Raw genomic sequence first — 26660 nt, 5'->3', positions numbered from 1 at the left:
TTGTTTATTGATTAGGTTTGCTAACGAGAATACCCGGCTTCTCCAAAGCCCCAGAATCCTCGAACTGAGCAGCGACTGGATGGTAGTAACGTTTTTGATCGTCACATTCACGGGCTGCTCGATCTATATTCCATATCCGAATGGTAGTATCGAAACTAGAGGAAACTAATACGCCACCTCTGGCATGTAGAAGAGTGACAGTCCCATCGTGACCAATAAGTTTGGCTCGGACCTGACCTGTTTTCGCATCAAGAAGCTTGATCGTGTTGTCTGCACCAGCGATGGCAAGCTGATCAGGATCTATGCTGGTAAGTCCAAATAATTTTCCACCGGGAAAGTCCGATGTCGAAATGATAGCTTTCGTCGGAATGTCGTATTGAATTAATCTGCGATCCTCACCAACCGACAGTAAGGTTCGTTGGTCAGGCAAGAATTGAAGCGAGCGAATCCGGCTGTAATGGGCTGGAGACAGTGCGTAAACCTCAGTCTTACCCTCTCGAACGTGATAAAGTCGTAGTACACCATCTCTCCCACCATAAGCTAGCATTTGCAATTCCGGAGAGAATTGGATCGTGCGCAGGTCTTGGCAGTCCGCGCTGTGGTCAACGGTCGGATGTGGCTGAGCGATGTTCCAGCGGTAGACGTTGGCATCGAATCCCACAGCATAGATCGTGTCATCGCTGGCAAAACACAAATCCTGTAAGGCATGGTCGACCAGCGTATTCGCAGCGATGTTCCCGCTCGCGACCTCATGAACCAGAATTCGCCCATCGTTGCCGCAGGAAGCGACGAGTTTGCCCGATGGAGAGAAACGAACGGCGCGAACCCAATCGGAGTGCAACGTCCAGGTGAATCGCGAAATCGGTTCCCATAGTCTCTCATCGGTCGCACCTGAGCCAGAAGCAGTGCTATTGTTAGCCGCGAGGGAGTAGGCCGTAGCGTCGCTCCCGTTCTGTGTTGGTAGCTCGAGCAATCGGACCGCGTGATCATCACCCGCTGCGGAAAGGAATCTTCCATCCGGCGAGATATCCATAGCTGTAATGACGGGGCAGTCCGTGTTGCCGGGGATAGCTTGAAGCCGGATGATTCCAGCGGCTCGATCCATATCGCCGCCGAGAGCGGCTGAACTTGTCAAGCTGGAAGCCAAAAGCGCTACGAGCAAAGCGATTAGCAACACTTCGCGTTTTGGCTCCTCCGATTGGCTCTTCACTGACACAACCTCCCTGCTAGCTTTAGTTCTGGCAATCGACTGCGGAGGTTTCATGTTCCTCTGAGGCAGTCGACAACCCGTCTCATCTCGTATCGACAGCGGGGACCGAAATCCTTTGGGAAATCTGGCAGGATAGATAGAGTTTTCCGGCTGCGAAGGCTTTTCCGTTTCGTTTGCGACACCTGAGTAGACCATCCAGCATTGATCGAGGAATAAAAATGATTTGACAGACCGACTGGTCGGTCTGTAAGATGGAGTTATGTGTGCTACCACTTCTATAGAAATCCGGACTCAAATCCTCGACGCGGTAGAAGCGGTTGTGGTCGACCAGGGGGTTGGAAAGCTCACGCTCGAGGTGGTCGCTCGAACCGCTGGTTTGAGCAAAAGTGGGCTGCTGCACCATTTCCCTAGCAAAGAAGTCTTAATTGACGCTTTGGTTGCCCGAACCGTAGAGTGCTGGCGCGAGTCCATGAATCGCGTTATCGCGGCTCAACCCGCCGGTCCTTGTCCCACGGTGAGGGGGGTGATCAGCTGTTGCCTTGGAGATGCGACGGAGTGGGACGAGCAGCTGAGGCGGACCTCGACCGCCTTGCTTTCTGTCATGGTTCATTGTTCAGGCAAAGAGACGCCGTTGCATATCTTCTATCGTCACTTACTGGCTCAGATGAAAGCGGAGATGAACGACTCTGCGATCGCCGATTTGGTGCTAGCAGTGATCGATGGTATTTGGTTGCGATGGGTCACTCAATTGGCACCGCTGGAAACAGATCGCATCGCACAAGTTCGTGAGTCACTTCAAAGGCTTCTTGAGGTTCTAACAGGTAATGATCAATCGTGTTAAAAATGAAACGTCCTAAGTGGCTTGTCTCAGTGGTTGGGTCCATTGTTGTCTTGGTGGGAGTCGCTGCAATCGGAGTGGGATTGTACGCCATCAAACAATACCAATTCGCCCAAATGGGGGCTCAAGCTGCGCCCCCGGAAACCCCCAGCTTCGTTGAAACGAGAGTTGCTCACCCGTTATCGTTTCGTTCGACTTCGACGGCGATCGGGACCGTAATTGCGCCCCGATCGGTTCTTCTCAGCAACGAAGTGCCTGGTACCGTGGTCACGACTAACCTTGCGCCAGGTGCGATTGTTGAGTCAGGAACCGTGCTTCTCCAACTCGACATTAGCATCGAGCAGGCCCAGTTGGAGGGCGCACAAGCAGCAGCAGCTATCGCTCGCTCTCGATTTGAACGCACGCGTGAAGCATATCAAAGCCGCGCGTTGACTGAGCTTGAACTCGAAGAAGCACAGACGCAAGTGTTGCAAGCCGAAGCGAAAGTTGCCGAACTTAGGGCCGTCATCGCAAAGAAAACCCTGCTGGCTCCTTTCAGGGCCCGTGTTGGTTTGTCCGATACGCACCAAGGCCAATATCTACCGTCGGGAACACAGATTACGTCCTTGCAAAGTGTTGACGACTACCTCTTCGTAGATTTTACCATTCCCCAAAACGTGGCACCGTATGTTCAGCCTGGTCAATCGATCAACCTCATCGCTGAGGAATCGCATCTCACAGCCACAATCCTTGCACTCGATGCTCGGACCGATAAGGCAACTCGAAACATCATGGCCCGAGCGCAAATCAGCAATGCACCTGCTTTCCTAAAACCAGGCGACAGCGTACGAATCCAAATCGAATACGGGGACGAGATTCATGCAGTTGCCATTCCCGTGGAAGCCCTTCGCCGAACACCAGAAGGGGCCCTGGCGTTTGTGGCAGAGGATGACGGTAAGGGACAATTGCGTGCCACCCAGCGAATGGTTCAAGTTATCAAGTCGATCGGCAACGAGGTTGCCCTCATGAGCGGCGTCAAAGCCGGCGAACGCGTGGTCACCCTTGGCTCGTTCAAACTAATGCCTGGCAGCTTGATTGTGGAATCGAACCCAGAAGCTAAATCGGTAAAGCCCGTATCGCAGAAGAACTAGACAGCGAACCATGAAAGCGATTACCGATATCTTTATCAGACGCCCAGTGCTGGCGATCGTCCTCAACTTGATGATCGTTCTCATCGGGGTCCGAGGTATGTTCTCCTTGCCTGTGCAGCAATACCCAAAGCTCGAGAGCACCTCGATCGTCATCACAACGGTCTACATCGGTGCATCCGCCGAAACCGTACGAGGTTTTTTAACAACACCGATCGAACAAGCGGTCTCGTCCATCGCGGGAATCGACTATATCGAATCGGAATCGACCGCCGGGGTCAGCAAGATTACGGTACGGCTCAAGCTAAACCACAACAGCACCACGGCCCTCGCGGAGATCAGCGCCAGGCTTCAGCAGGTCCGACGTGAGCTCCCAGCCGAAGCAGAACCGCCACAAGTGGAGTTGAATCGTGCGGATCGACCGTATGCATCGTTTTACTTAAGCTTTACATCAGACGATCTAAATATTTCTCAACTCACCGACTGGTTGATCCGAAACATTCAACCTCAACTCAAGACATTGCCCGGGGTTCAACGAATCGGGATCGAAGCCGGCCAGCTTCCTGCAATGAGAATCTGGATTTCCCCAGAGAGGCTCTCGGAAGTCAATTTGACCCCAGGGGATATCTTTAACGCTCTCAGACGCAATAACTATCTAGCAGCGATTGGGCGCATTAAAAGCGAATCGGTTCAAATCGACTTGCTGACCAACACCGATCTGAAAACCCCGGAGGAGTTTCGCGACTTGATCGTTGCTCAAAGGAACGATGCCACCATCCGACTCGGCGATGTTGCCAAAGTCGAGCTGGGCTCCGAAGAGCCGATGATGAACGCTATCTATGGTGGTAAACCGGCGGTCTACGTTTCCGTTTGGCCTCTTCCAGGTAGCAATGAAATCGAGGTCGCTCATAATCTGCGAGGGGAGATGGCGAAACTCAAGGAGTCGCTACCAACGAATATCGATATGCAATTGGCTTTCGATGCGACCATGTTTATGGAAAATGCGATCAACGAGATTTCTAAGACCTTGGTAGAAACGATTGTTATTGTAGGCATCGTTGTCTTCCTGTTTATGGGCTCGCTTCGTACGGCGATCGTTCCCTTGATCGCGATGCCGGTGTCCCTCATAGGAGCCGTTTTGATCATGTTGATCATGGGTTTTTCCCTGAATCTACTCACGCTGTTAGCCATCGTTCTTTCTGTTGGTCTGGTGGTCGATGATGCAATCGTCGTTGTCGAGAATATCCAACGCCACGTGCAGGAAGGGATGACGAGAATTCAAGCCGCCTTGGTCGGCGCGCGGGAGCTAGTCGGTCCCATTATCGCCATGACGATTACGCTGGCTACGGTTTATGCGCCGATCGGTATGCAAAGCGGCTTGACCGGGATGCTCTTCAAAGAATTTGCTTTTACTCTGGCATCGGCGGTTCTGGTTTCCGGTTTGGTGGCTGTAACGCTTTCGCCCGTAATGAGTGCCTACATGATTAGTCCCTCCGGCAAAGAAGGATTCTTAACTCGATTCGTCAATCGCCAGTTTTCGCGTTTACAGTCGGTATACGGCTCTATTCTGGGCGTCACCATTCAAGCGAAATGGGGAATTCTGCTCGGAACGTTGGTTATTGCACTGGCAGCTGTTCCTTTATATCTGCTCAGCGGCAAGGAATTGGCACCGGTCGAGGACCAGAGTGCCATTGCAGTGATGCTGCAGGCGGCGCCCGATTCTACGTTAGAGGCCACCACGCAAGCAACGCTCAGACTTGCCGACGATTTCGATAGCTTGCCGGAAACCAAATACATGTGGGCTCTCGCAAGTGCGGGAGGTGGCTTTGGCGGTGTGATTACTAAAGACTTCAAGGAACGCAGTCGCACCACTATGGCCATGGTGCCCGACATCATGGCTATTGCGATGCAAAATCCAGGATTGCAGGCCTTTCCTGTGGTGGTTCCTCCACTGCCAGGTGCGGGCAATTATGGCGTTGAGATTCTTTTGAAAAGCGAGGCACCGCCAGAGGAGCTCGTGAAGCTCGCTCAGGAAATTGTCCAAAAGGCAATGGCCACTGGGATGTTCATGTTCGCGGATACCGATCTAAAATTCGACTTGCCACAAGCCCGCGTGATCGTTGATCGCGAAAAGGTGGCTGACCTGGGAATGGACTTGGCTAGCGTCGCGCAGGAACTAGGTGTTTTGCTTGGCGGTGGGTATGTCAACCGATTCAACTATTTCAATCGATCGTATCAAGTCATCCCACAGTTAGCTGAGGAGGAACGCAAGTCGATCTCTTCGTTGATGGACCTCAAAATCCGTACACCGAGTGGAGAGCTTATCCCGGTCTCTAGTTTTGCCTCAATCGAACCAATAACTGCACCTAGGTCTCTCAAGCGATTCCAGCAACAAGCCGCCATACAAATATTTGGCGAGCCCCTACCGATTCCGATGCTGACGAAGGAATCGTGCCTTAGAAAGATGGAAGAGATCATTCGCGAAGTGGCTGGGGAATCCGTTTCGATCGATTACGGGGGAGAGTCTCGGCAGATTCGCAATGAAGGTTCATCGCTCACCATCACGCTCGGCTTTGCACTCGTATTAATTTATTTGGTCCTATCAGCGCAGTTCCATTCGTTTCGCGATCCCCTCATCGTGTTGCTGGGCTCCGTTCCGTTGGCCATTTCGGGAGCGTTAGCTTTGACCTTCCTGGGGTTAACCACCATTAACATTTACTCACAAGTTGGTTTGATCACCTTGGTAGGGTTGGTTGCCAAGAACGGAATTCTGATCGTCGAGTTCGCGAACCAGCTTCAGGAGCAAGGGTTACAGAAGCTTGATGCGATCCACGAAGCATCCAAGACACGCCTACGTCCTGTTCTAATTACCTCGGCGGCAACGGTCCTAGGGCATTTTCCACTGGTCATTGTCGAGGGGCCAGGAGCAATGGCGAGAAATTCGATTGGTATTGTGCTAGTCGCGGGGATGGTTATCGGAACATTTTTTACCCTTTTTGTGGTTCCAGCGCTGTACATGATTTTCGCTGCAACACACAAAAAAGAACCCGTTAGCGAAGTCTAAAGTTCGAAATAGTTGACCTAATGTAGGTGGGTGGAAGTGTTTGCAGCTGCTGCGAACATGACTTTTCCAGTTGCTCTTTTCTAAATTCATGCAGTCAGTAAGTTGGGCTGCATGGCAGAACTAAACCCTCCACAACAAAGTGCAGTCGACACATTATCTGGCCCCCTTCTTGTTTTGGCAGGAGCGGGGACCGGGAAGACTCGCGTCGTTACCTTTCGAATTGCCAACTTGATCCGCAATGGCACCAAAGCCGATCGTATCCTTGCAGTCACCTTTACCAATAAAGCTTCCCACGAGATGCATGAGCGCATTTCGCACCAGCTAAAAATTCCCAAGCGAGTTCGCCGTGGCCAGCCCAGCCCTCCCCGCCCTGCGATCGGTACCTTTCACTCGCATTGCGTCCAAATCCTAAAGCGACATGCTAAAGTGCTTGGTTACCCCGAGAAGTTCACCATCTATGATCGGAGCGATGCGGAGAGTGTCGCACGAACGATTTTGCGAGAGATCAAGGTCCACGAAGCCATGCTCTCCCCAGGCGAGTTCCTTAACATCGTGAGTTCCTGGAAAAACAGCGGGGTCCGTCCGGAGCAAGCACTCTCCGTTGCGAAAGACGATAAGGAGCATATGGCCTCGGCCGGTTTCAAACGCTATCAGCGTGCACTAAAGTTGCAGGCCGCGTTTGACTTTGACGATCTTCTAGTTTGCGCTGAACAGCTCCTGCAGGAAAACGAATCCGTTCGCAAAGAAGAAGCCGGTCGCTACGATCACGTCTTGGTGGACGAATACCAAGATACCAATGGGTCGCAATATCGCATCATCAAATCCCTCGCCATCGATCACCGCAATCTATGCGTTGTGGGGGATGACGACCAATCTATTTATGGTTGGCGCGGTGCCGAGGTTCGCCATATCCTGAACTTCAAATCCGATTGGCCAGAAGCCAAAATGGTCCGTTTGGAGGACAACTATCGCTCCACGGAAGCCATTCTGCAAATGGCGAATCTACTCATCGCATTTAACTCCCATCGACACGATAAGACACTTCGAGCAGCTCGGCGCAATGGCCAGCCCCCTCGCATTTTGCAATTCCCCACCGAAACCGATGAAGCCAAAGGGGTCGTGGAAGAAATCGCGACACGACTCGCCAAGGACCCAGCGGTCGAAGCAGGTGACTTTGCCATTTTGTTCCGAACCAACGAACAACCTCGGGCCTTTGAAATGCAGTTGCGACATTTGAAGCTGCCGTATGTCATCACCGGAAGCCAGTCCTTCTTTGACCGTAAAGAAGTTCGCGATCTGCTGGCCTACTTTCGCTGGCTTGATACACCTGAAGATGAACTCGCTCTGCTGCGCGTGATCAATGTCCCGCCACGCGGGATGGGGGCCAGCACCATCGACAAGCTACTTAAAAAAGCGGTCGCTGATTCCACGAATATATGGACCGTTATGCAGGAGCCTAAAATGCTCAGCTCGCTCCCCTCCGCTGCACAAGCTGGGATCGGGAAATTGAAGGATATGCATGCAGATTTTTCCAGACGTTCCAAAGCCATCACCGCGAGCGCTTCGAACGACGCCTCTCCTGCCACAAGCTCGCTCGAACGAGACAGCTTGACGCAACTCGTGAGCGATTTTATTCAGTCCTTGAAGTATCGTGCCGAGGTCGAACGCCTCTATCCTGATACGGATGAATGCCAGATGCGATTATCGTCCATCGAGGAAGTTATCAATGCAGTAGCGGAGTACGAAGAGGAGGCGGAGGTTCCGAACATGCATGATTTCCTTTCCAGCGTCACTCTGGCTGGACGCGAGTTTGGTTCCCCTAAGGAAAAGGAGATGAAGAAGAATGCCATCTCTCTCATGACCTACCACAGCGCCAAAGGACTTGAGTTCCCGATTGTCTATATGGTGGGGATGGAAGAAGGGATTCTTCCTCACAGGCGATCTATTATTGGAAATGCTGAGGAAGTCGATGAAGAGCGGCGTCTTTGTTATGTCGGTGTCACGCGTGCTCAGGATGAACTGACGTTGACGCTCCCCATGTCTCGGCACAAGTGGGGTAAACCTCGCACGACCTATCCGAGCAGGTTTCTTTATGAGGTTACTGGACAAGCTGACAACCCGAACCGCCTCAAGTCGATCCGAGCTGCTGCGGAAGCAGCCCGAAAAGCCGAAGCACAAAAACGATAATCAAGTAGGCAATCCCCCACGAAGTGGAAGTCGTTAAACTTCCATTACGAGAGGCTGGTGTCCGGTAGGGGCTGAAAGATGTCGCGATACAAAACGAAGGCTGCAGACAAGGCGATCGGAAAGAAAAAGACGACGGGAAAAAAGCACATCAAGCTAAGGATTGCGGAGATAATTCCCACAACGATCTGAAACAAGATTAGACCGAATAGGTTTTTCCATGCAGCCTTTATGCTGAGCGTGATGGCTTGCAAGCCCGTAACACCTCGATCGGCGATAAGCTGAAAGCAAAAGACCGATGGCAGATAGGCGAGCAGCACGGCAATGAAGATTAAAGGGATGAGCACAATACCTCCCACAACTCCTACGACCGCTGCAACATCGGTCGCATTGTTTTCTGCTGCAGCTACAACAACCGCAACAATAATAAGTGCTACAAAGACCGGTATGAGCACAACAAAGCCGATGACCAGTTGCAACAGGACGGCGATAAAAGCATCGATGAAACGTTCGAAACCGTTGAAAAGGGTTCCCAATTCAAATTGCTTGCCCTCCTCTCGCTCTCGCAAGCACATGTAGACACCAACCATAAGCGGTCCCATTACGATTCCAAAAGGAACCATGGAGCCGATGATCAAGGCTAACCAGCAGACAACCAAGAAGAGCCAATACTGATCCCCTAACAAATCTTTCCCTCGCTTGAGTAGCCCGATCGGATCGATCGACACTTTACGAATTTCGTCGTCGGTGACAAAACCAACGTGCGACGCTGGTGCTTCGTAGGGACTCGAATAGGACATAGTGTAAACCTTTTGACGCAAGAAAAGGAAAGTTGGAATAAAACCAGTTGGCCGGGGTGCAGAATTTGAGCGAATATAAGCTTCTTCGAACTCGCGATGGATCTCTTGGAAGAGAAACCGTCATCCCTGCCGAAAAGTATAATAGCACAATTTTTAAAAAGGATTCCACTGACCAAAAGAGGGACAGGCAGATCTAGTTGATCTGCTCGTTCATGAGTTTGTCAACAGAATCTTTCGGGGGAGTGAGCGTATCCTGTTCGACAACCGGGCGTCCACGCCACCAGCTCGCTAGAATCGAACCGGTCACATTCATCCAAGGAGCGAACAACGCTGCTGCCAAGGCAGCTTGGGTGCTCTTTAACACCTCGCTGGCAATCGTAGCTCCCATGCCACCGTTTTGCAATCCAACCTCGATCGCCACGGTTCGGCATTCCGCCTCACTCAATCCGCTTAGCCAACTGATACCATAACCGAATACATAACCGGCAAAGTTGTGCACTCCCACAACCAGAACGAGCACCCAACCGACCGACCGCATCGCCTCATGTGCGTCGGCCATGATAATGGCACAGATCAAACAGATGGCCAGCATGGCTAGCCTGGAGAGCATTCGTTCCGCCAGAGATGTGCTCCCTCCCCACCAGCGAATCACTCGGTTGACCAACAGGCCGCCAGCGATCGGCAACAAGACGGTCGTCACAATCACCCAGAGCATCTTCCAGAAATCCACTTCGACTAGCTGTCCAGCTAAAAGCTTCATAGCCAGTGGTGTCATGATCGGGGATAAAAGGGTTGAGCATGCCGTCATGGTCACAGAGAGGGCGATGTTCCCCCTCGCTAGATAGGTGATTACATTCGACGACACGCCGCCTGGGCAAGATCCAACGAGAATGATGCCTGCGGCAATTTCTGGTGGCAGGCCCGTTGTAAACGCTAAACCAAAACCGACGAGGGGCATCACGCAGTATTGCAAACCGCACCCAATAGCAACCGCTTTGGGCATCTTCAAGACTCGAGCGAAATCGTCGATGGTTAACGTCGCACCCATCCCAAACATAGCGAGCTGAATCAAGGATGGTACTGTTCCCTTTAATCTCCAACCAAACCACTCAGCGAACCACTCAGGTCGCCAAAACGCAATCAATACAAACGCCAATACCCAAGACGCAAAACCAAACGTTCGCGTCCTAGGATAAAGGCTTAGGATGATCGCAATCCCTACAACACTGAATTCTAAAATCATTCCATCTCCCCTTAGCTTGCCCGATGCAACCCAGTCACCGAATTACGAGATGGAACCAAAACTCTTTACCACGGGAACACGCTGGGTGTAGCAGCAAGTCGATTTCATTTCTTGGGTCGTCACCAATTCTTGATAGGCGGCTAGTAGCGGTGCAACTTGATGCTGTGGGATTACTGCTGTGACACAGCCTAGCTCGCGATTGATTCGCAGTCCAGTCTGCATTTGTGGGGAGCTGGACTCTACTAGCCTCCAGTTGATAACCGTAGCTCCCGAACAGCCATGGGCTAGAAAGCCTTGAAGCAAGGTCTCCGCATCCTTCCTTTGAGAAACGACGCTAAGCAGTGTCAAGTCCCGGCTAACTCCTCGATTGGTAGCAACAAACTCGTGGGCTCGATGATCATGAATCAACAGAGGATTAGCTCTCCACTGGGTTCCTCCATGCAGCGTATCAATGGCGCTCACCATTTGTTGGATACTTACCGAGTGCTTCTTTGCCATGAAAACGCTGGCCAGATTTGTTAAGCCCTTGCAGGCTGGCAGTTGATAGATGAATCCACGGCCCGGTTGGTCCACTCGTCCCGCTTGCGACATGGATTGAAATACCGCTTCGAGATCGAACTGATCTACGACAACTGTGATTAGTTCTTTATCGTGCTTCTTGGTAACCCTTAGCAGTCCTAGACGATCTCGAAGACCGTAGCCTCGCACGTAGGTGATCGTAGCTCCCTGAGCGCCAGCTTTAATCGCAGCCCGAGCAATCGGCTCAGCCGCTCCGCGGTCAGAGATATGTGTTAGCGCTGTAAGATCCTGTTTGAATCGGATATCAAAAGAGACTGACTCAAATGTGTAGTTCCCCGGAGTCCATAACGGGTAGTCCCCTGAGCATATTAGCTCGTCACATGGGGTCGAAAATATAGCGCCGGCTCCATAAAGTTGTAGCTTGCCAACGATTGCTATCTGCTCCATCAAGCGATCGGTTTCTTCACCAGGCACAATGAAGTGCAACATCTCTTGTTCGGGAGAAATGGCAGGTAACAACGACTGGTACCAATGCTGCTTGACTAGCGCACCACGGGCGTTCATGGTCATGACGTGTGCTGCACCACTCTGCAACACTTCTTGCGCCACCAAGCCAGCAGTTTGACGAGGAAGAATCGCTGTAACGAATGAGTACCCTGTATGAACGTTAAACGATTTCATCGGACACCATATTGAATTCGTCTTTTCGAGTCCTTTGCACCACTAATCCTACCAATAGCACAGTCAAAATAGGCCCCACTGAGGCCAGTGCCAGGATTCCAAATCCATCGATAACACCAGGCACATTCGATCCAATTCCCAGCCCCATTGCCAAAACTAATGGGACCGTAATCGGTCCGGTCGTTACACCAGCTCCGTCCCATGCGAAATTCACGAACTCGTCCGATGAGAACACGGTTAGAAACAAGAGGAGTACATAAGGCGGAATGAGTAGCATCGTTAAGCTCAAAGATTCAAATGCCATCTGAGCAACTCCTGCTGCAATGCCGAGCCCAACCCCGACGGCAACCACGTGCATAAGCAGTCTCTTGCGAAAAACCCCAACGGTGACCTCTTCTACGGTTTCCCCCATGGCATTCAAAGCCGGTTCTGCTAACGTCGCTCCGTAGCCTAGAAAGAATGCGAATAACATGGTTACCAATTTCCCAAGCACTGGGTTCTCAAAGACTGCGGGAACCGCACCAGATCGCCCCCACGGAACAATGGAAGCGAAAGTAACCGGTATATTACTCCCCAGTTGCGTCCCTAAAGGTGTCAGTCCCATCGTTAGCCCGAGACTGAATAGTGTCATCCCAATCAAAGAGAACGAGATGCCTAGTGCAATCTCGTCACCTTGCCGCAATCTCTCTCTCAGGATGACCAACAACGTAACGAACATGAATACACACAAGGGCAAGATGGCTTGAGCTGAGACTCGCAAAGCACTCAACAATTCTTGCCCGATCGCTAAGCTCTCGTCCCAAGGTCTGCGGGTCTGGGAGATCATAAAACTTTCGATAACACCGTAATTATTGACCTTTTCCAGAACAATCTCGGCATTCCGATGGACGATGCGTCCGTTCTCCAGCACCACGTCGCCTCCCTTGTACAACGTACTATAGCCTCTCGGATCCTGAGGCAGTTTCCGGCTCTCGAGGTAGGCTTGGAATTCCGCCTCGCTGAACTGGGGTTGCTCTTCGTCTATGCGTTGCTCCGCAGTACTGCTGGAGTCCGCGACCTCCTGCTCGGAAGCTTGAACGTCGCTGACTTGGTATCCCGGCGTACCGTAGTAATCGTTTGCGAATTGGTGATACATGGCAAGCAACAATACTGCAAAGATGGGTAGCAACGAGGCTAGCGTTACGATACCGAATCCCGCATCCGCTCCCCCGGAGCTTTGTGGCCGGTCGCTACTGATAATTCGACACACTCCGATACCGAGCGCGAGGACCAACGGGACGGTCACCGGCCCCGTCGTTACAGCCCCGCAGTCCCAAGCCAAACCGATGACAGGGCGAAGCAACGGATTCCAATAAGCATAGATCGTCAATCCAAGAAGACTGGTCACCAAGGGAATGATGAACCATTTCAGGGACCATCCTAGGAAAAATCGAAGGATCCCCAACGCAACTGCGACCCCCACCCCAACTCCAACCGATAATACCAGTTGGCCAGAAAAGTCGTTGAGCAAACTGAACAGCAAAGGTGCTTGGTCCGGTTTTACTCCGCTACCAGCCTTCTTTAAAACCGAGATCGCTGGCTCAGCAAAGGTTGCACCGACCCCAAGCAGAAATGCAAAAGACAGGATCAACGGAAGTTTGGAATTGCGAGGTAAAATCGCGCCAATCGTCTCCCCGAAAGGCATAAGACCGAGTCGCAAGCCTTCCATGAAGAAGGTCAATCCGATGATGACGAAGAAAATCCCAAGCGCGATGGTCAATCCGTAAACAACGGGTAACTGCAACAGGAAGATCTGGAACAGAAGCAAGTAAACGATGATAAACCAAACGCTTCGCAACTGTTCGACTGATTTCACACGAAAGTAACGCCAGAGAATCGACGCGATTCCACCGAAACCAAGTTCATTGATTGCGGACTGATGAAAATCTTTGTTTGGCATGCCGGACAGATCGATCTGGTAAACTCGGATGGTGAATACGTTCGCTCCAACATGTTAGCCGAAATCTAACCGTGCTGAAATTCGTGATCCATGACTAATTTAGTTTGCTTGTGCCACGATGAGTCTACAAAAACTTTGGCGTGCGTTTTTCTTGAAATGCTGTTAACCCCTCGGTCGCGGCCTCGGAACTGCACACGGTCGCCATCACGGCGGAACCACTGACCAAATGAGTCCAAAGCGTTTCTCCTACCATTTCATTAAGCAGTCGCTTGGTCATCTGAATCGACTCCGGAGCGGTCTCGGCTATCTGTGTCGCTAGCTGGCTCCCTTTGATCCAGACATGCTCCGATGGGACCAGATAGTGAATCAAGCCCCAGCCATGCGCCTGCTCCGCCGCAATCGGCTCGTTCGCCAACAACAACCTCGAAGCAATCGATGCACCGATCCGATAATGCGCTAACGGTGCAACAAGCCCCGATACAAGTCCCAATTTCGGAGCATTAGAGTAGAAGCTCGTGGCTGGTGTCCCCACCACCAAATCCGCTGCCAAGACGAGCGCGAGGCCGGCTCCAATAACAGGTCCGTCTATGGCAGCGATGATCGGCTTGGGAAAACGCAACATGGTCTCGACCAAGTCCTGCAACTCGGTCGCAACATCTTGCCAGATCTCGAGTGGCTCTTCGGTGTCGCGAACTTTCCCCCATTCTTTAAGATCGACTCCTGAACAAAACGTTGCGCCGGATGCGGATAACACCACCGCTCGGACCGATTTCTCGCGATGGAAATCACCAAACGCTTGGATCAAATCCTGGACTAAGTCTCGCGACAGGGCATTTCTCGTTTCCGGTGAAGACAGAATGATAGTGCCGCTAGGCGAATTCTTTTGAACGCGAAGCTTCATGAGTCGACTTGGTAATGAGTTATGTAGTTGGTCCTACAACGTTGCCTCGGTTGGCAGTTCGTAGTTTTTGCGATACTCGCGACTGAGCATCTGATCGGCTTTCTCGTTATTGACAAAAGTCTCGGTCTTGGAATCGAGGGGCAGAGCTGGTCCAACGCTGACGCTGAAATCTTCCAAGGAGTTCTCTTTGAGGTGCGCGACGGTTCGATCCCATGCGAAACCAACTTTGGATGTCCCCTCGATGTCAGCGAGCTTCCCGGCAACATCGTCTTTGTGCACCGAAGTCCCTAGTTGTAAAGAAATGTTACCCAGGTGACAAAGGGCGCTCGAGTAGTGCCCCTCCTCGCAATCTGCGGTTAACAGTTTGTAGTCGCGAGCCCGGACCGCTTCTTCAAAGTTCTTGTAATGGTGTCCGTCGCCGCCGCCGTTGAACGTTTTCACGACTTCACCATCCAGACTGAATACAGTTCCGGAGGAGTAAGAGGTCATCACCAAGTAACCGTTGGTCCCCTCAACGATGATGCCGACCATGGCACCTTTGTAGTCACCCGTCGGCAAACCGCGAACCTCAAATGCCAACTGCTTTTGGCCATAGTCGTGGATAACCAATTGCGTATTGGCTGTTTCGCCGGCATCTTCATAGCCGAGCCGGCCACCCAGCGAGAAAGTTCGATCGCAGAGTCGGCTTTCGTTGAGAGCCCATCGGCAAAGGTCCATTTGGTGGATACCTTGGTTGCCGAGGTCACCGTTTCCGTAAGCCCACTGCCAGTGCCAATCGTAGTGAAAGTTAGGTCGTGTCAGCGGTAGAATCGGGGCAGGCCCCGACCACAAATCGTAGTCGACCGCTTTGGGGACTTCGTAGGTTCCCTTTGGACCAATCGATGGCCTACGTTTGTAGCAGAGGCCTCGTGCGACGGTGACTTCACCGATCCCGCCGGCATGGATAAAGGTCATGGCCTCTCGCATGCCGGGATTGGAACGGCTTTGCGTGCCCGTTTGAACGATGCGGTTGTACTTACGAGCCGCTTGGACCAACCGACGGCCTTCGAGAACATTGTGAGAAACCGGCTTTTCGACGTAGACATCTTTGCCCGCTTGGACGGCCCAGATGGTTGCCAAAGAGTGCCAGTGATTCGGAGTGGCCACGCTAACCGCGTTGATCGTTTTGTCTTCGAGGAGGGCTCTCAAGTCCTTAACAAAGGTGGGCTTCTTGCCGTTTTGTCTTTCGGCAGTCTTCTCGCAAACCTGTTGGCCGACTTTTTCGTCGCAATCGCATATGTGAGTTACGATGGTTCCCTTTTTGCCAGCAAAGCCATCAACATGGGATTGACCACGTCCGTTGGCCCCGATGACCGCCACATGAATTTGCTCGTTGGGGCTAATTGTTCCGGAGGGGGTGTCTTGAGCGAGCGCCGACGGGGTCCACGCGTTTTGGGCCGCCAGTGCAGCAGCGGTGGCTAGCATCGATCGTTCCAGGAACTCACGGCGATCGGATTTGCGAAGGGTTGATGGGTAATGAGAGGCTCGTTGGGTAGGTTTGGTCATGGTAGGACTCCTGGTGGAATAAAACCCCGTGCGGGAGAGGTAAGGAAACTTTAGAGTGGAAAGAGAAAGCAAAGGGGCGCGAGCGTACAGTTTGGGCCGTTTCAGTGGACGAAGCCAACATCTTAAACGGTTCTAAGTTCTCTTTCACCACCCTAAGCCAACAGAAACTGCGATTAAAGAGAATTAATAGCGCCTTGTGGGAATCTGGTTAAAGCCTGCTAGAATGCACGGCGTTCAAAAGCTCCGAACTCCTCGAGGAATTAGAGATGATGTGGTTTCGAAATTTCAGACTATTTGCGGCAATACTCTTTCTGGCGGCGGCCACCCGCTCCGTAGCACAAGAAAGCTTCAAGGAGTTGGTCGGTCCCGTTTCTGTTGGTCAGGTTGTGGAAGGTACCGCCAAGGTTCCCTTTCTGACCTGGGGTGGGGATGTGGCCACGTTTTTGGCTAACGGCGACTTGACGACGACACCGGGGTCGACGTATGGCAAGCTGGGGCTCGATATGCAATTGGTCAACGGTGACGACTTCATCGGGCAGGTTCGCGATTATGTCTCTGGCAAGACTCCGTTTCTGCGAGGCACTTTTCACATGATGGGACTGGCGAGCGAGGTAATTGGCGCGGACCCGCGAACCAAGCCAGTCGTGATTCTGCAGTTATCCTGGAGCGCGGGGGATCACATCGTTGCTCGCAAGAATGTTCGAACGTTGAACGATCTCAAAGGTAAGAAGATTGCTGTCCAAAAAGGGGGGCCTCACGTCGGTCTGCTTTACGACTCGCTATCGGCTGCGAATTTGAAAAGGGAAGATGTCACCATCGTTTGGGTGGATGATTTGACTGGGGAGAAGGGTGCCGCCGAGGCATTCCGAAACGATCCGACCATCGACGCATGCTGTGTCATTACCCCCGATTTGATCGGACTGACCAGCGGCTTTGATTCCGTAGGCAGCGGTGCTGAGGGGACCGTTGAGGGGGCTCACATGGTGAACAGTACCCAACAAATGAGCCGTTCCATCGCAGACGTTTATGCCGTTCGCCGAGATTGGTTCGATGCTAACAAGGAATGGGTCACCAAGTTTGTGGCTGGCTATCTCAAGGGAACTGAGGAGCTGGTGGCCATGCGAAAAGGCTTTGAAGAAAGCAGCAAGATGTCGGATGCCTACAAAGACATTTTGACTATGAGCCAACGCACCTTCGGCGAGGAAGTGTTGCCGACTCTCGATGTCGATGCCCACGGTTTGTTGATGGATTGCACATTTGTGGGGCTGCCGGGGCAGATTGCTTTCTTTCGCGATAGCGGCAACTTGAGCGGCTTTGAGAGCAAGATGTCCGAAGCGTTGGATTTGGCGACTGGTTGGGGCTATGCAAAGAATCGTTTTGGGTTTGATCCCAACGATTTTGATTATCGAGACATTGCTAAGACGGCAGGTGTCCCATACGTCGAACCGACCAAGAGCGAACGCTTTTCCAATTCAGCGGAATCGACCGAGATGTTTCTCGGTGAGAATCTAGATGCCAATACTATCGTGAGTTTCACCATCAACTTTGAACCCAACGTCCAAGAGTTCTCCGCCGATCGATATGGGGCTGAGTTTCAGCGAGCCATCAAAGCGGCTAGTACGTTCGGCAATGCAAAGATAGTCATTCGGGGGCACTCCGACCCGACCAAAACGCTGATCGATCTCGTGCAATCCGGGATGGAGAAAAAACTCCTAAGACAGACCGGCTCGTCGGGAAATTTCAAATATTTCTACGATGGGAAAGAACTAGATTTGAACAACACGGTTGCGATCGTGGAACTCATCAAGGCTGGCAAGTTCAGCGGTGGCAAGGCTGATCCTTTGGTCACGATGCAAGCGGCTTTGAATCTAAGTCAGAAGCGTGCGGAATCGGTTCGCGATGCAGTCGTGAAGTTTGCCAAAGCGGAGAAAGCCAATCTCGACTTGTCGCAGATCGTGCCGGTTGGAGCAGGCGTTTCCGAGCCCGTGATCGCAAAGCCGAAGAATTTGGACGAAGCCAAAGAGAACATGCGAGTGGAGTTTCGCATCGTTCGGGTCGAGGCGGAAACGATCGCACCCAACGAATTCGATTTTTAAATAACAATTCAGGCCAAAGGTAAATCTAATGAACATACGTTGGCTGAGCCAATCGATATCCGCTAAGCCTAAAGCGGAGTATCGACCATGCCGAATTTTCTCGGCGGTTGTCGCGTTAACGATTAGCATGACCGTATGGTTTGGCACTTCGGTGCACGGGACCATGGCGGCACAAGAGACCAGTTCCGTTGCCCCGGTGGTCGTAATCGTGCTCGACGATTCCGGATCGATGCGCGACAAAATGCGAACCGATCAAGGCAAAGAGGCCCGAATGAAGGTTGCCCAGCAGGCCCTCAAGAAGCTTGTGGGGCAGCTTCCGGATAACACGCAACTCGGATTGTTGTTGATGAACGGAGCACGCAACCAGGGCGGTTGGTTAGTACCGCTCGGGCCACTCGAAAAGGCAAAGACTGTTGCTCTCATCGACCAAGTGCGAGCGGATGGCGGAACTCCGCTTGGGCGTACTATGAAAACCGCCATGGATCAATTGCTAGCCGCTCGATCGAGTAAACCGATCGGAGACTACCGGCTCATCGTGGTCACCGATGGAGAGGCGACCGATGGGCGGGAGCTCAATCGATTGCTACCCAACATGGTCGCACGGGGTATCGTCATCGATACGATAGGTGTCGACATGAAAAGCGACCATACTCTGGCGAGCAAGGCGCATACCTATCGCAGAGCGAACGACGCATCAAGTTTTGAGTCGGCGTTGATCGAGATATTCGCCGAGTCCAACCAGGCTACCGATGATGGTAGTTCGTCCGATTTCGATTTGATCGCTGGACTGCCGGATGAGTTTGCGAGCGAAGCATTGGCGGCACTGGCTGGCATGGTCAATAAACCTATCGACGGTGAACAAGTATCCATGGAAACCGACACTTTTGCGGTCTCATCTCCAGGTGTCGGGGCGGCCGCGCCCAACACTCCACCCTCGGGTGGCAACTTTTGGTTTATTGTAGCGATCGTTGTTTTTATAACGATCTTCCTCAATGGCATGCTCAAGTCTCAGAAAAAACGCTGATCGAACCAAACTGCTGTGTCCAAGACGAAAATTGCTTTAGCTGCTTTGTTATGGTTGTTCGTGCTAACTGTCGGAGTTGGCATATGGAAGCTCGTATTGCAACCTGCTCAAAAGGCAGAGCAGGCAAAGGAGCAAGAGACCAAGGAGAAGGAGAAGCTCGATTCCACGCAAGGCACCAGCCGCTATCAACATGAGATAGCCATCGGGCTGGATGCGTTTTCCGGCTATGCAGTTCTGCGATCGCAGGAATTTCGAGATCAGTTGGCCAGCCAGGGCATTCGCTTATCCACCAATGATGACGCGGCGGATTATGCCAAACGAATGGATCAGCTCGAGTCGGGAGCCATCCAATTCGCGGCGTTTCCAATCGATGCCTTGATCAAAGTATGCAGCGCGCGAAACAAGCTCCCGGTAACGATCATCGCTTTGATTGATGAAACGCGTGGTGCCGATGCTATGGTCGCTTATACAGATCGTTTCCCCGATGTCGATGCGTTGAATTCAGCCACGACGAAGTTTGTTTTGGTGGGGGATTCGCCGAGCGAAACGTTGACTCGGGTCGTGATGAAGGACTTTGATCTAGCCAATCTGGCACCGGATCCATTCCGCCGTGTGGATTCTCCGGAAAAGATCATGGCTTCTTATCAAGTCGCTGCACCGACGACGGACGAGGTTTATGTCACTTGGGAGCCGTTCGTTTCCCAATTGCTCGAAAACCCTGCCATGCATGTCATCGTAGACAGTTCCAAATTTACCGGTTACATCGTCGACTCGTTGGTCGTGAGCCGCGACTATTTGGTTAAGCAACCGCAAGTGGTGGAACAAGTTCTCGAGAGTTATTTCCGGTCGATGAATGCGTTTCGAGATCCGACCAAGCTCAAGCAGCTCGTTCTTGATGATGCCAAGCGGACTGGCACGAAATTGACGGACGTCCAGGCAGACAGGCTTTTGGCTGGTATTCGTTGGAAGAATACGCTTGAGAACTACGCCCACTTTGGATTGCGTGAGGATCGTGTGGTTCATATCGAGGACATGATCGCCCGCATCATGTCGGTCCTGATGGCCACCAAGGGGATCGACCGCGATCCGACGGGCGGGCAGTATCCCAAGCTATTCTTTGATAAGGCTTTGGCGAAGCTAAAGTCGGGGAACTTTTTACCGGATGAGTTGGTGCGGAGCGATGGGGAGCTAGTCGAACTCACTGAAGATCAGTGGGGCTCATTGACACCGGTCGGGACATTAAGCGTCCCCGAGCTCGTTTTTGCTAGAGGGACCGCTCGATTGACCGAGGCTAGCAAGCAGACGCTGGACGAATTGGCGAAAAAGCTGCTCACTTGGCCTGCCTACTATATCAAGGTGGAAGGCAATGCAGCCTCGGGCGGAAACGAGGCTGCGAATCTGGCGTTGGCTCGGGAACGGGCTGATGCAGCGGTTGATTACTTAAAAATGCGGGGAATTTCGGCATCAAGAATGAAGAGCGTGCGAGGCAAGGTTGGCCAATCGCGAGTCGTCTTTATACTAGGGGAATTGCCGTACTAGTCGATCCACATGCTTCAAAGTCTGGCGCTAAGCGGAATGTTGCAGGGTAATCAGGAGTTGGCCTCGCATTGAATCAAGTTCGAAATCGAGTTCTCCGAGAGATCTTTTTGGCTCCTTCGGTCGTATTGCCGATCGTTGGTGGGCTTTCGTCGCTGCTTCTTTCGTGGGCGGCTGATGGTGTGGGTTGGTTGACGCTAGCTGGATTAGCGGGAGTACTCGGTGGGCTCGGCTGGATGGGGACACGTGCTATTTTCAAGACTGAGTCCATTACGGCGGAGACGATTCAGAAGCTTGCCGAACAAGAAATTGCAGCCGAAGAAGCACAGTTAGATCAGCTCGATCGCTTCTTATCGCAGGACAACGACGACCGCGATCAAGATCTTTTGAGGACATTGCGAGTTCAGCGCGCCCAATTCAAGCAATTAGCCAGCCAACCAGGAGTAGTCATTCGAAGCCAGGAGATACTCGCGCAGTTCGAGCAACTCTATCGGGCTTCGGTCAACAATCTATACGAATCGTATCGATTGCTGACACAGAGCAAGCAGCTTGGGCAGAATGAGCGTCGGATGTTGCTCGATGAGCGAGAGCGATTGCTGAAGGAAATTCAAGTTTCCGTTGATTTTTCTTTTTCAGCATTGGAGCAATATCGCAGTTTTACCAAAAAGACCGTCGGTACCGACTTAAGTCGCCTGCGAGAAGAGCTGGATGAGAGTATAAAGATCGCCAAGAGAACAGAAGAACGACTAAGGGAGCTCGATTCGGACCCCGCTTACCCGTCCTATTTAAGGGATTTGAAAGAGTAACCAGGTCTTTACCGAGCAATTTCTGCATCAATGTTTGTAGTTAAGATTCCCAAAAAGTAACCCCAAAGAATTAGAGGAGACCGACATGAAACGAATTTGGCTTGCGGTGCCGCTCATGGCAGCAGTTTTGATGGGTTGTGATTCCGGAAAACCCACAACCGGTACATCAGGTGGCTCCACGAGTCAGTCCACCCCCGTATTTACGTTGGCGTGGAGTGAGTATCCGTCGTGGAGTGTTTTCGGTGTGGCCAGCGACGTTGGCTTGATCGACGGCGACGAAGGCAAACTTGGGGAACTCGAGAAGAAATGGAACGTGGATATCGTTCTCAAAGGTGTCGACTATGACACGTGTATCCAACTCTATGGATCGAGCGAAGCCGATGCGGTTTGCATTACGAATATGGACATTCTCGGCCCGGCAGCCGATCGAGCCAGTGTGGCGGTTTTGCCAACCTCGACCAGCTTGGGGGCCGATGCTTGCGTAGCGGTCGGGATAGACAGCGTAGAGGCTTTGAAGGGCAAAACCACCAAGGGGCTTGAGCGAAGTGTGTCTCAATATGCTTTCGAGCGAATTCTGATCAAGCGAGGCTTGAACCCAAAGGATTATCCATTCGCCAACATGGATCCAGGCGCAGCAGCAGCCGCGATGCAGTCGGGGGACAAGGATGTAACGTCGATCATGGTTTGGAATCCGTTTGTAATGCAAACTTTGCGAGATGTATCTGGATCGAAGAAGCTATTCGATTCCTCGGAGATTCCTGAGGAGATTATCGACATGGTGGTGGTAGCTAAGGATTCACTGGGCAAGAAAGGGGGCGATGCATTCGCTCGTTGCATCATCGAGACATTTTATGCTGTGAATGCGAGGATGGAGAAACCTGAGACCGCAGATAGCACTCTGGTCGCCATCGGTGCTAAGTTCAGCAACTTGACATTGAACGACATGAAAGAAGTGGTCCAACAAACCCAGTTTTATAAAACTCCTCAAGCTGCCATCGCATTGTTCGAGGGGGAAGATTTCCGCGGGAAAACCATGCCTGCTGTAGCAACGTTCTGCATCGAACAGGGCATCGTTACCGGTAAGCCAACCGTTGGCTTTGATTCGAAGGATTCGCAATTGAATTTTGATTTGAGTTTCCTCAAGGCTCACGCGGACGGTAAGTAGGCAGAAATGATTCGAGCTCATTTACCGACATGGCTGACGGTTCTATTATCGGTTCTTGGCGTACTGGGAATGTTTGGTATCTATAGCGTCTTGTCAAAGCGACAGACGCAAAAGAACGAAACGCAAAAGGTGATTCCCGGCATACAAGCCTTTAAGGATGGGGCCAAGCGAATGCTGGCCCCGCAGGGGTCCGAGGAGAATCCCAAACCCTCCATGTTGGTAACGGATTTGCGAGCCACTTATTGGCGTCTCTTTTTGGGACTTGGGTTGGGAGTCGTTCTTTCGATCATCGTCGGCATAGCAATGGGGGCTTATGAATGGATCGCAGCCCCGTTGGCCCCCACGATTTCCTTCTTGGCCAAGATCCCGCCGACGGCCATGCTGCCGATTTACTTTATTCTGGTAGGAACGAACCAAACCATGTTTACGACCATGGTCGCGCTCGGTGTTTTCTTTACCATGGCGCAGAGCGTCTATCAATCAATCGTCAACGATGTTTCCGATGAGGCCATTAGTAAAGCCTATACGTTGGGTGGTTCTGATCCAGAAATCATTTACGAGGTGATATGGAAGCAGATTCTGCCAGCGACTCTTGATGCCATTCGCTTGCAGATAGGTCCCGCAATGATCTTTTTGTTGGCTGCGGAGATGCTGGTGGGAAGTGCGGGTATTGGTTATCGCATTCGGATGGAGTCCCGCGTTTTAAACATGAGCATCGTGTACATCTACCTAGCCATACTCGGGTTCACCGGCTTGCTCGGTGATTGGTTTTTGGTTTGGGTGCGAAGAAAACTTTGCCCTTGGTACAGCAAGTAGTGAGTAAATCGATGTACGCGTTAGACATTCAAAATGTTAGCAAATGGTTCGGCGACAACCGTATCCTGAACAATATCAATTTGCAAATTGCTGCTGGGCAGATCGTAGCCATGGTGGGGCCAAGTGGTTGCGGTAAAAGTACGTTGCTCAAGGCGATACTCGGAACGCATCCTCCATCTGAAGGTAGGATCTTGGTAGATGGGGTCGAGATACGCAAACCGACCAAAGATGTGGGTATCGTTTATCAGAACTACGCACTTTATGAGTTCCTTTCGGCAGAGGAGAACGTCGCGTTCGGTTTAAAACTTATTGAGACAAACTTCCCATCTCGTTTCTTTGCTTTGCCATCGTATCTGCGCAAGCGGAGGGAGCATTTAGAACGAGCACGCGCGTTTCTCAGTCAGGTAGGGTTGGGTGCTGCCACCGGTCATTACCCAGCAGAGTTATCTGGAGGAATGCGGCAAAGAGTGGCGATCGCGCAAGCCTTTATTCTCAAACCCAAAGTGGTTTTGCTTGATGAGCCGTTCGGAGCACTGGATGAGACGACGCGAGAGGAGCTGCAACTCATGCTCTTGCGATTCTATCAGGAGAATCTTCGAGCGAAGCAAGCCGGGCAGGTTCCACCTTACACCATCATTATTGTTACGCACGAATTGAACGAAGCGTTATACGTTGCCGATCGCGTGGTTGGCTTGTCGCGATACCATGACTCCGGCGAACAAGGAGCCATGGTGGTGTACGATCGCCCGTGCCCCGTTTTCAATCCCGAAGATCCTAAGGACTTCAGCCGACTTATCGAGCAACGTGAGGAGCTGCGACGGGCTGTTTTCGACCAAAGTTACCTCAAGCATCATTCGAAGTATGTGTCCTTCTGGGATGAGCTCGCACGTTCTGTCCGAGAAACCGATGCGATCGCAGGTTCGATCTAATTTGCGAGCGTTATCGTAAACTCCCGTTTATTAACCCCAGGCTGCCTAGATTGCCAGGTTTGAAATCAGTGATGCAGTCGGGGCAAACCTCAGGTCGCATCGTCGGGAAAAAATGATTGCCTCGGTGCTAGCCTCTGCCTATAGTTCACTCGTGCAATGACGCGCGGCCCATGCTGGGCTTGGAGAGGGATACTTTCTCGTAACCGCATTTTCCATCTTTGCGTCACATTGAGATCGAGGTTGATAAACCTTGACGATTCCATAAAAGCTACGGACAAAAAGTTCGGTGGTTTTTTTGACTGGCACTGCTGGAGATGCATACTCCCTTGGAAATTTAGACAAGGTGTCCCCGTATGCCCCGAACTGACTCTGCTCGTATGAAGAATTCGAACCTTAGAACTCTCTCGACGTGGGCCATTGGTCTCCTGCTCATGGGGCCAGTTCCGCACGTTGTGGCAGATTTTCCGGATGGGGGAAGTGTCCGGACTACCGTCGAGGTTGAGGTTCTTGAGGCCGGGCGAAAGCTGGAACAGGAAAGACGCTGGCACGAAGCGATCCTTCATTACGAAAAGGTCGTGCGTAAGAATCCCGACTTTCGCAACGCCGCAGAACGTCTACAAGTTTGTCGAGTTCATCATGACGTTACACGTAGATACAGCGACCGGTCCTATCTACAAGCTGTTGACAACGCATCTGCAACGGATGCATTAAAGGTTTATTCGGAAGTCATTGCTAAATTGGAAGTCTATTATGTCGACCGCATCGACTACTACAGGCTTGCACTGCATGGAACTGCCTTTCTAGAAGTAGCTCTAACCGAGCCTGATTTCCTCGGTAAGCATGTTCGCAATGCATCGCGGGAGAGCGTCGAAGAGTTTCGTAAGAACATACACAAGTCCGTTTTCGGTCGTCGCATCACGACGGCAGAAGAGTTGAAGCAAACAGCCACTCTGGTAGCTAAGCAAGCATACGATAGCATCGGGCTCTCAACCTCGGCCGTTATCTACGAGTACGTAGCCGGATCGATTGGATTGCTCGATCCATATAGCGCGCTCTTGACACCAGGTGAGTACCAAGAGGTCATGTCCGGCATCGAAGGCAATCTTATTGGTTTGGGTATCGAACTCTGGGCCGAAGGGACAGAGCTGCGGATTGTTGATGTTTTCCGCGGTGGACCTGCCTACTTTGCAGGGTTGAGCCCCAAGCAATGCATTCTCAAGGTCGACGGAATGTCGGTTCAAGAAATCGGTGCCAAGCGAGCAGCAGATTTGCTTCGTGGTCCCGAGGGGTCCGTTGTTCAGTTGCAACTCAAAACCATCGACGATCGAATGGTCGACGTCAAGGTAGAGCGTCGCAAGGTGGAGGTTCCCAGCGTAGCGATGGCCGAGATGGCTGATCCAGTCGTCGGCTACATCCGGATCACCAATTTTCAGAAGACAACCACATCCGAGGTTAGCAAAGCCATGTTAGCGTTGAGCGGCCAAGGGATGCGATCTCTGATCATCGATCTACGGCGAAATCCCGGCGGTCTACTGGATGCGGCTGTGGAATTGGCAGATCTCTTTTTGACCTCAGGAACCATCGTGTCCACGCATGGTAGAAATGGTCACGAAAACCATAACTTCACTGCTAAGCGTTATGGCACTTGGGACATCCCGTTAGTGGTTCTAATCGATGAGGATAGTGCCAGTGCGAGCGAGATATTCGCCGGTGCTATGCACGATCATCATCGGGCCACGATCGTTGGTCAGACCTCGTATGGTAAAGGGAGCGTCCAAGGAGTCTTTCACAACGAGAACGGCAATGGCGGGCTTCGTCTGACTGTTTCCAAGTTCTATTCTCCGAATGGTACTCCGATTAGCAACAACGGAGTCAAGCCAAACGTACCCGTGGAGATTGAAAGTACTTACGAGCCTCGGACCTTGGATCTTGTCGCTAAGCGTGCCGAGCAGGATAGAAAAGTGTTTGTGAGTGCTGAGAGCAAAGTGGATTTGGTCAAAGAGCGCGGCATCGAAATGGCTAGGCAGAAGATTCAACTGAAGCGATAGAATCCCAGAGATAATTCTTCCTTTCTTCTCTGGAATGAATGTGATCACTGGTTGTCTAGGCGGTTCCTCAAGGAGTTGTGCCCACCGCTATTAGTCCGGATATTGTTTGGACAAGTAGATCGAATGCTCGATTTGCAAAAAAGTTTCGGCTAAGATGATTCCCTCCCTTTCGATCATCTTCTCAAATGC

19 protein-coding genes are annotated in these 26660 nt (G+C 51.8%); 12 read left to right on the top strand and 7 right to left on the bottom strand.

Features of this window, described 5'->3' with window-relative positions; genetic code table 11:
• Positions 1–4: 4 nt before the first annotated feature.
• The gene (locus SH449x_RS12215) at positions 5–1210 is read right to left on the bottom strand and encodes a WD40 repeat domain-containing protein (protein WP_482381616.1); all 1206 of its coding nucleotides are present in this window, start codon (positions 1208–1210) and stop codon (positions 5–7) included.
• Between the two features lie 259 nt (positions 1211–1469).
• Between SH449x_RS12215 and SH449x_RS12210 the strand changes: the two genes are divergently transcribed.
• From SH449x_RS12210 to SH449x_RS12195, 4 genes are all read left to right on the top strand, one after another.
• Positions 1470–2051 (top strand): TetR/AcrR family transcriptional regulator, encoded by a 582-nt coding sequence (locus tag SH449x_RS12210; protein WP_482381615.1) that lies wholly within the window; start codon positions 1470–1472, stop codon positions 2049–2051.
• 2 nt (positions 2052–2053) lie between these two features.
• Positions 2054–3178: an efflux RND transporter periplasmic adaptor subunit gene (locus SH449x_RS12205; RefSeq protein WP_482381614.1), complete on the top strand. Its 1125-nt coding sequence runs from the start codon at positions 2054–2056 to the stop codon at positions 3176–3178.
• A 10-nt stretch (positions 3179–3188) separates the two neighbouring features.
• The gene (locus SH449x_RS12200; RefSeq protein WP_482381613.1) at positions 3189–6239 is read left to right on the top strand and encodes an efflux RND transporter permease subunit; all 3051 of its coding nucleotides are present in this window, start codon (positions 3189–3191) and stop codon (positions 6237–6239) included.
• Between the two features lie 111 nt (positions 6240–6350).
• A complete protein-coding gene (locus tag SH449x_RS12195; protein WP_482381612.1) occupies positions 6351–8426 on the top strand; it encodes an ATP-dependent helicase in 2076 nt (691 codons plus the stop codon).
• A gap of 44 nt (positions 8427–8470) precedes the next feature.
• Here SH449x_RS12195 and SH449x_RS12190 read toward each other — a convergent pair whose 3' ends face one another.
• The 6 genes from SH449x_RS12190 to SH449x_RS12165 all read right to left on the bottom strand — a co-directional run bounded on the left by SH449x_RS12190 (position 8471) and on the right by SH449x_RS12165 (position 16051).
• On the bottom strand, positions 8471–9223 hold the full coding sequence (locus SH449x_RS12190; protein WP_482381611.1) for a hypothetical protein: 753 nt from the start codon (positions 9221–9223) through the stop codon (positions 8471–8473).
• A 193-nt stretch (positions 9224–9416) separates the two neighbouring features.
• A complete protein-coding gene (locus SH449x_RS12185) occupies positions 9417–10466 on the bottom strand; it encodes a bile acid:sodium symporter family protein (protein ID WP_482381610.1) in 1050 nt (349 codons plus the stop codon).
• 42 nt (positions 10467–10508) lie between these two features.
• Positions 10509–11666 (bottom strand): P-II family nitrogen regulator, encoded by a 1158-nt coding sequence (locus SH449x_RS12180; protein ID WP_482381609.1) that lies wholly within the window; start codon positions 11664–11666, stop codon positions 10509–10511.
• Positions 11653–13605 carry a DUF1538 domain-containing protein gene (locus SH449x_RS12175; protein ID WP_482381608.1) on the bottom strand — a complete coding sequence of 651 codons (1953 nt, stop codon included), beginning with the start codon at positions 13603–13605 and terminating at the stop codon, positions 11653–11655. Before SH449x_RS12175 ends, SH449x_RS12180 begins: the two co-directional genes overlap by 14 nt.
• 124 nt (positions 13606–13729) lie before the next feature.
• Positions 13730–14506 (bottom strand): enoyl-CoA hydratase/isomerase family protein, encoded by a 777-nt coding sequence (locus SH449x_RS12170; protein ID WP_482381607.1) that lies wholly within the window; start codon positions 14504–14506, stop codon positions 13730–13732.
• Between the two features lie 33 nt (positions 14507–14539).
• Positions 14540–16051 (bottom strand): Gfo/Idh/MocA family protein, encoded by a 1512-nt coding sequence (locus SH449x_RS12165; protein WP_482381606.1) that lies wholly within the window; start codon positions 16049–16051, stop codon positions 14540–14542.
• Between the two features lie 266 nt (positions 16052–16317).
• On the opposite strand from SH449x_RS12165, the gene SH449x_RS12160 reads away from it, so the two are divergent.
• The 8 genes from SH449x_RS12160 to SH449x_RS12125 all read left to right on the top strand — a co-directional run bounded on the left by SH449x_RS12160 (position 16318) and on the right by SH449x_RS12125 (position 26471).
• Positions 16318–18147 (top strand): ABC transporter substrate-binding protein, encoded by a 1830-nt coding sequence (locus tag SH449x_RS12160; protein WP_482381605.1) that lies wholly within the window; start codon positions 16318–16320, stop codon positions 18145–18147.
• A 28-nt stretch (positions 18148–18175) separates the two neighbouring features.
• Complete coding sequence (locus tag SH449x_RS12155) at positions 18176–19171, top strand: VWA domain-containing protein (RefSeq protein WP_482381604.1); 996 nt, start codon at positions 18176–18178, stop codon at positions 19169–19171.
• Between the two features lie 15 nt (positions 19172–19186).
• The gene (locus SH449x_RS12150) at positions 19187–20710 is read left to right on the top strand and encodes a phosphate ABC transporter substrate-binding/OmpA family protein (protein WP_482381603.1); all 1524 of its coding nucleotides are present in this window, start codon (positions 19187–19189) and stop codon (positions 20708–20710) included.
• Positions 20711–20778: 68 nt separating this feature from the next.
• On the top strand, positions 20779–21513 hold the full coding sequence (locus SH449x_RS12145; protein ID WP_482381602.1) for a hypothetical protein: 735 nt from the start codon (positions 20779–20781) through the stop codon (positions 21511–21513).
• 85 nt (positions 21514–21598) lie between these two features.
• Positions 21599–22678, top strand: coding sequence for an ABC transporter substrate-binding protein (locus tag SH449x_RS12140; RefSeq protein WP_482381601.1), 1080 nt, complete (start codon positions 21599–21601; stop codon positions 22676–22678).
• Positions 22679–22684: 6 nt separating this feature from the next.
• Complete coding sequence (locus SH449x_RS12135; RefSeq protein ID WP_482381600.1) at positions 22685–23494, top strand: ABC transporter permease; 810 nt, start codon at positions 22685–22687, stop codon at positions 23492–23494.
• A gap of 11 nt (positions 23495–23505) precedes the next feature.
• Positions 23506–24423, top strand: a complete 918-nt coding sequence (locus SH449x_RS12130; RefSeq protein WP_482381599.1) for an ABC transporter ATP-binding protein — start codon at positions 23506–23508, stop codon at positions 24421–24423.
• 377 nt (positions 24424–24800) lie between these two features.
• On the top strand, positions 24801–26471 hold the full coding sequence (locus SH449x_RS12125; protein WP_482381598.1) for a S41 family peptidase: 1671 nt from the start codon (positions 24801–24803) through the stop codon (positions 26469–26471).
• The last annotated feature ends 189 nt before the right edge of the window (positions 26472–26660 follow it).

It is taken from the genome of Brakhagea baltica (genome assembly GCF_052161605.1).
Classification (GTDB): Bacteria; Planctomycetota; Planctomycetia; order Pirellulales; family Pirellulaceae; genus JBKCUI01.
The sequence above is the reverse complement of the archived record's forward strand: the minus strand, read 5'-3'. Positions and strand labels throughout refer to the sequence as shown.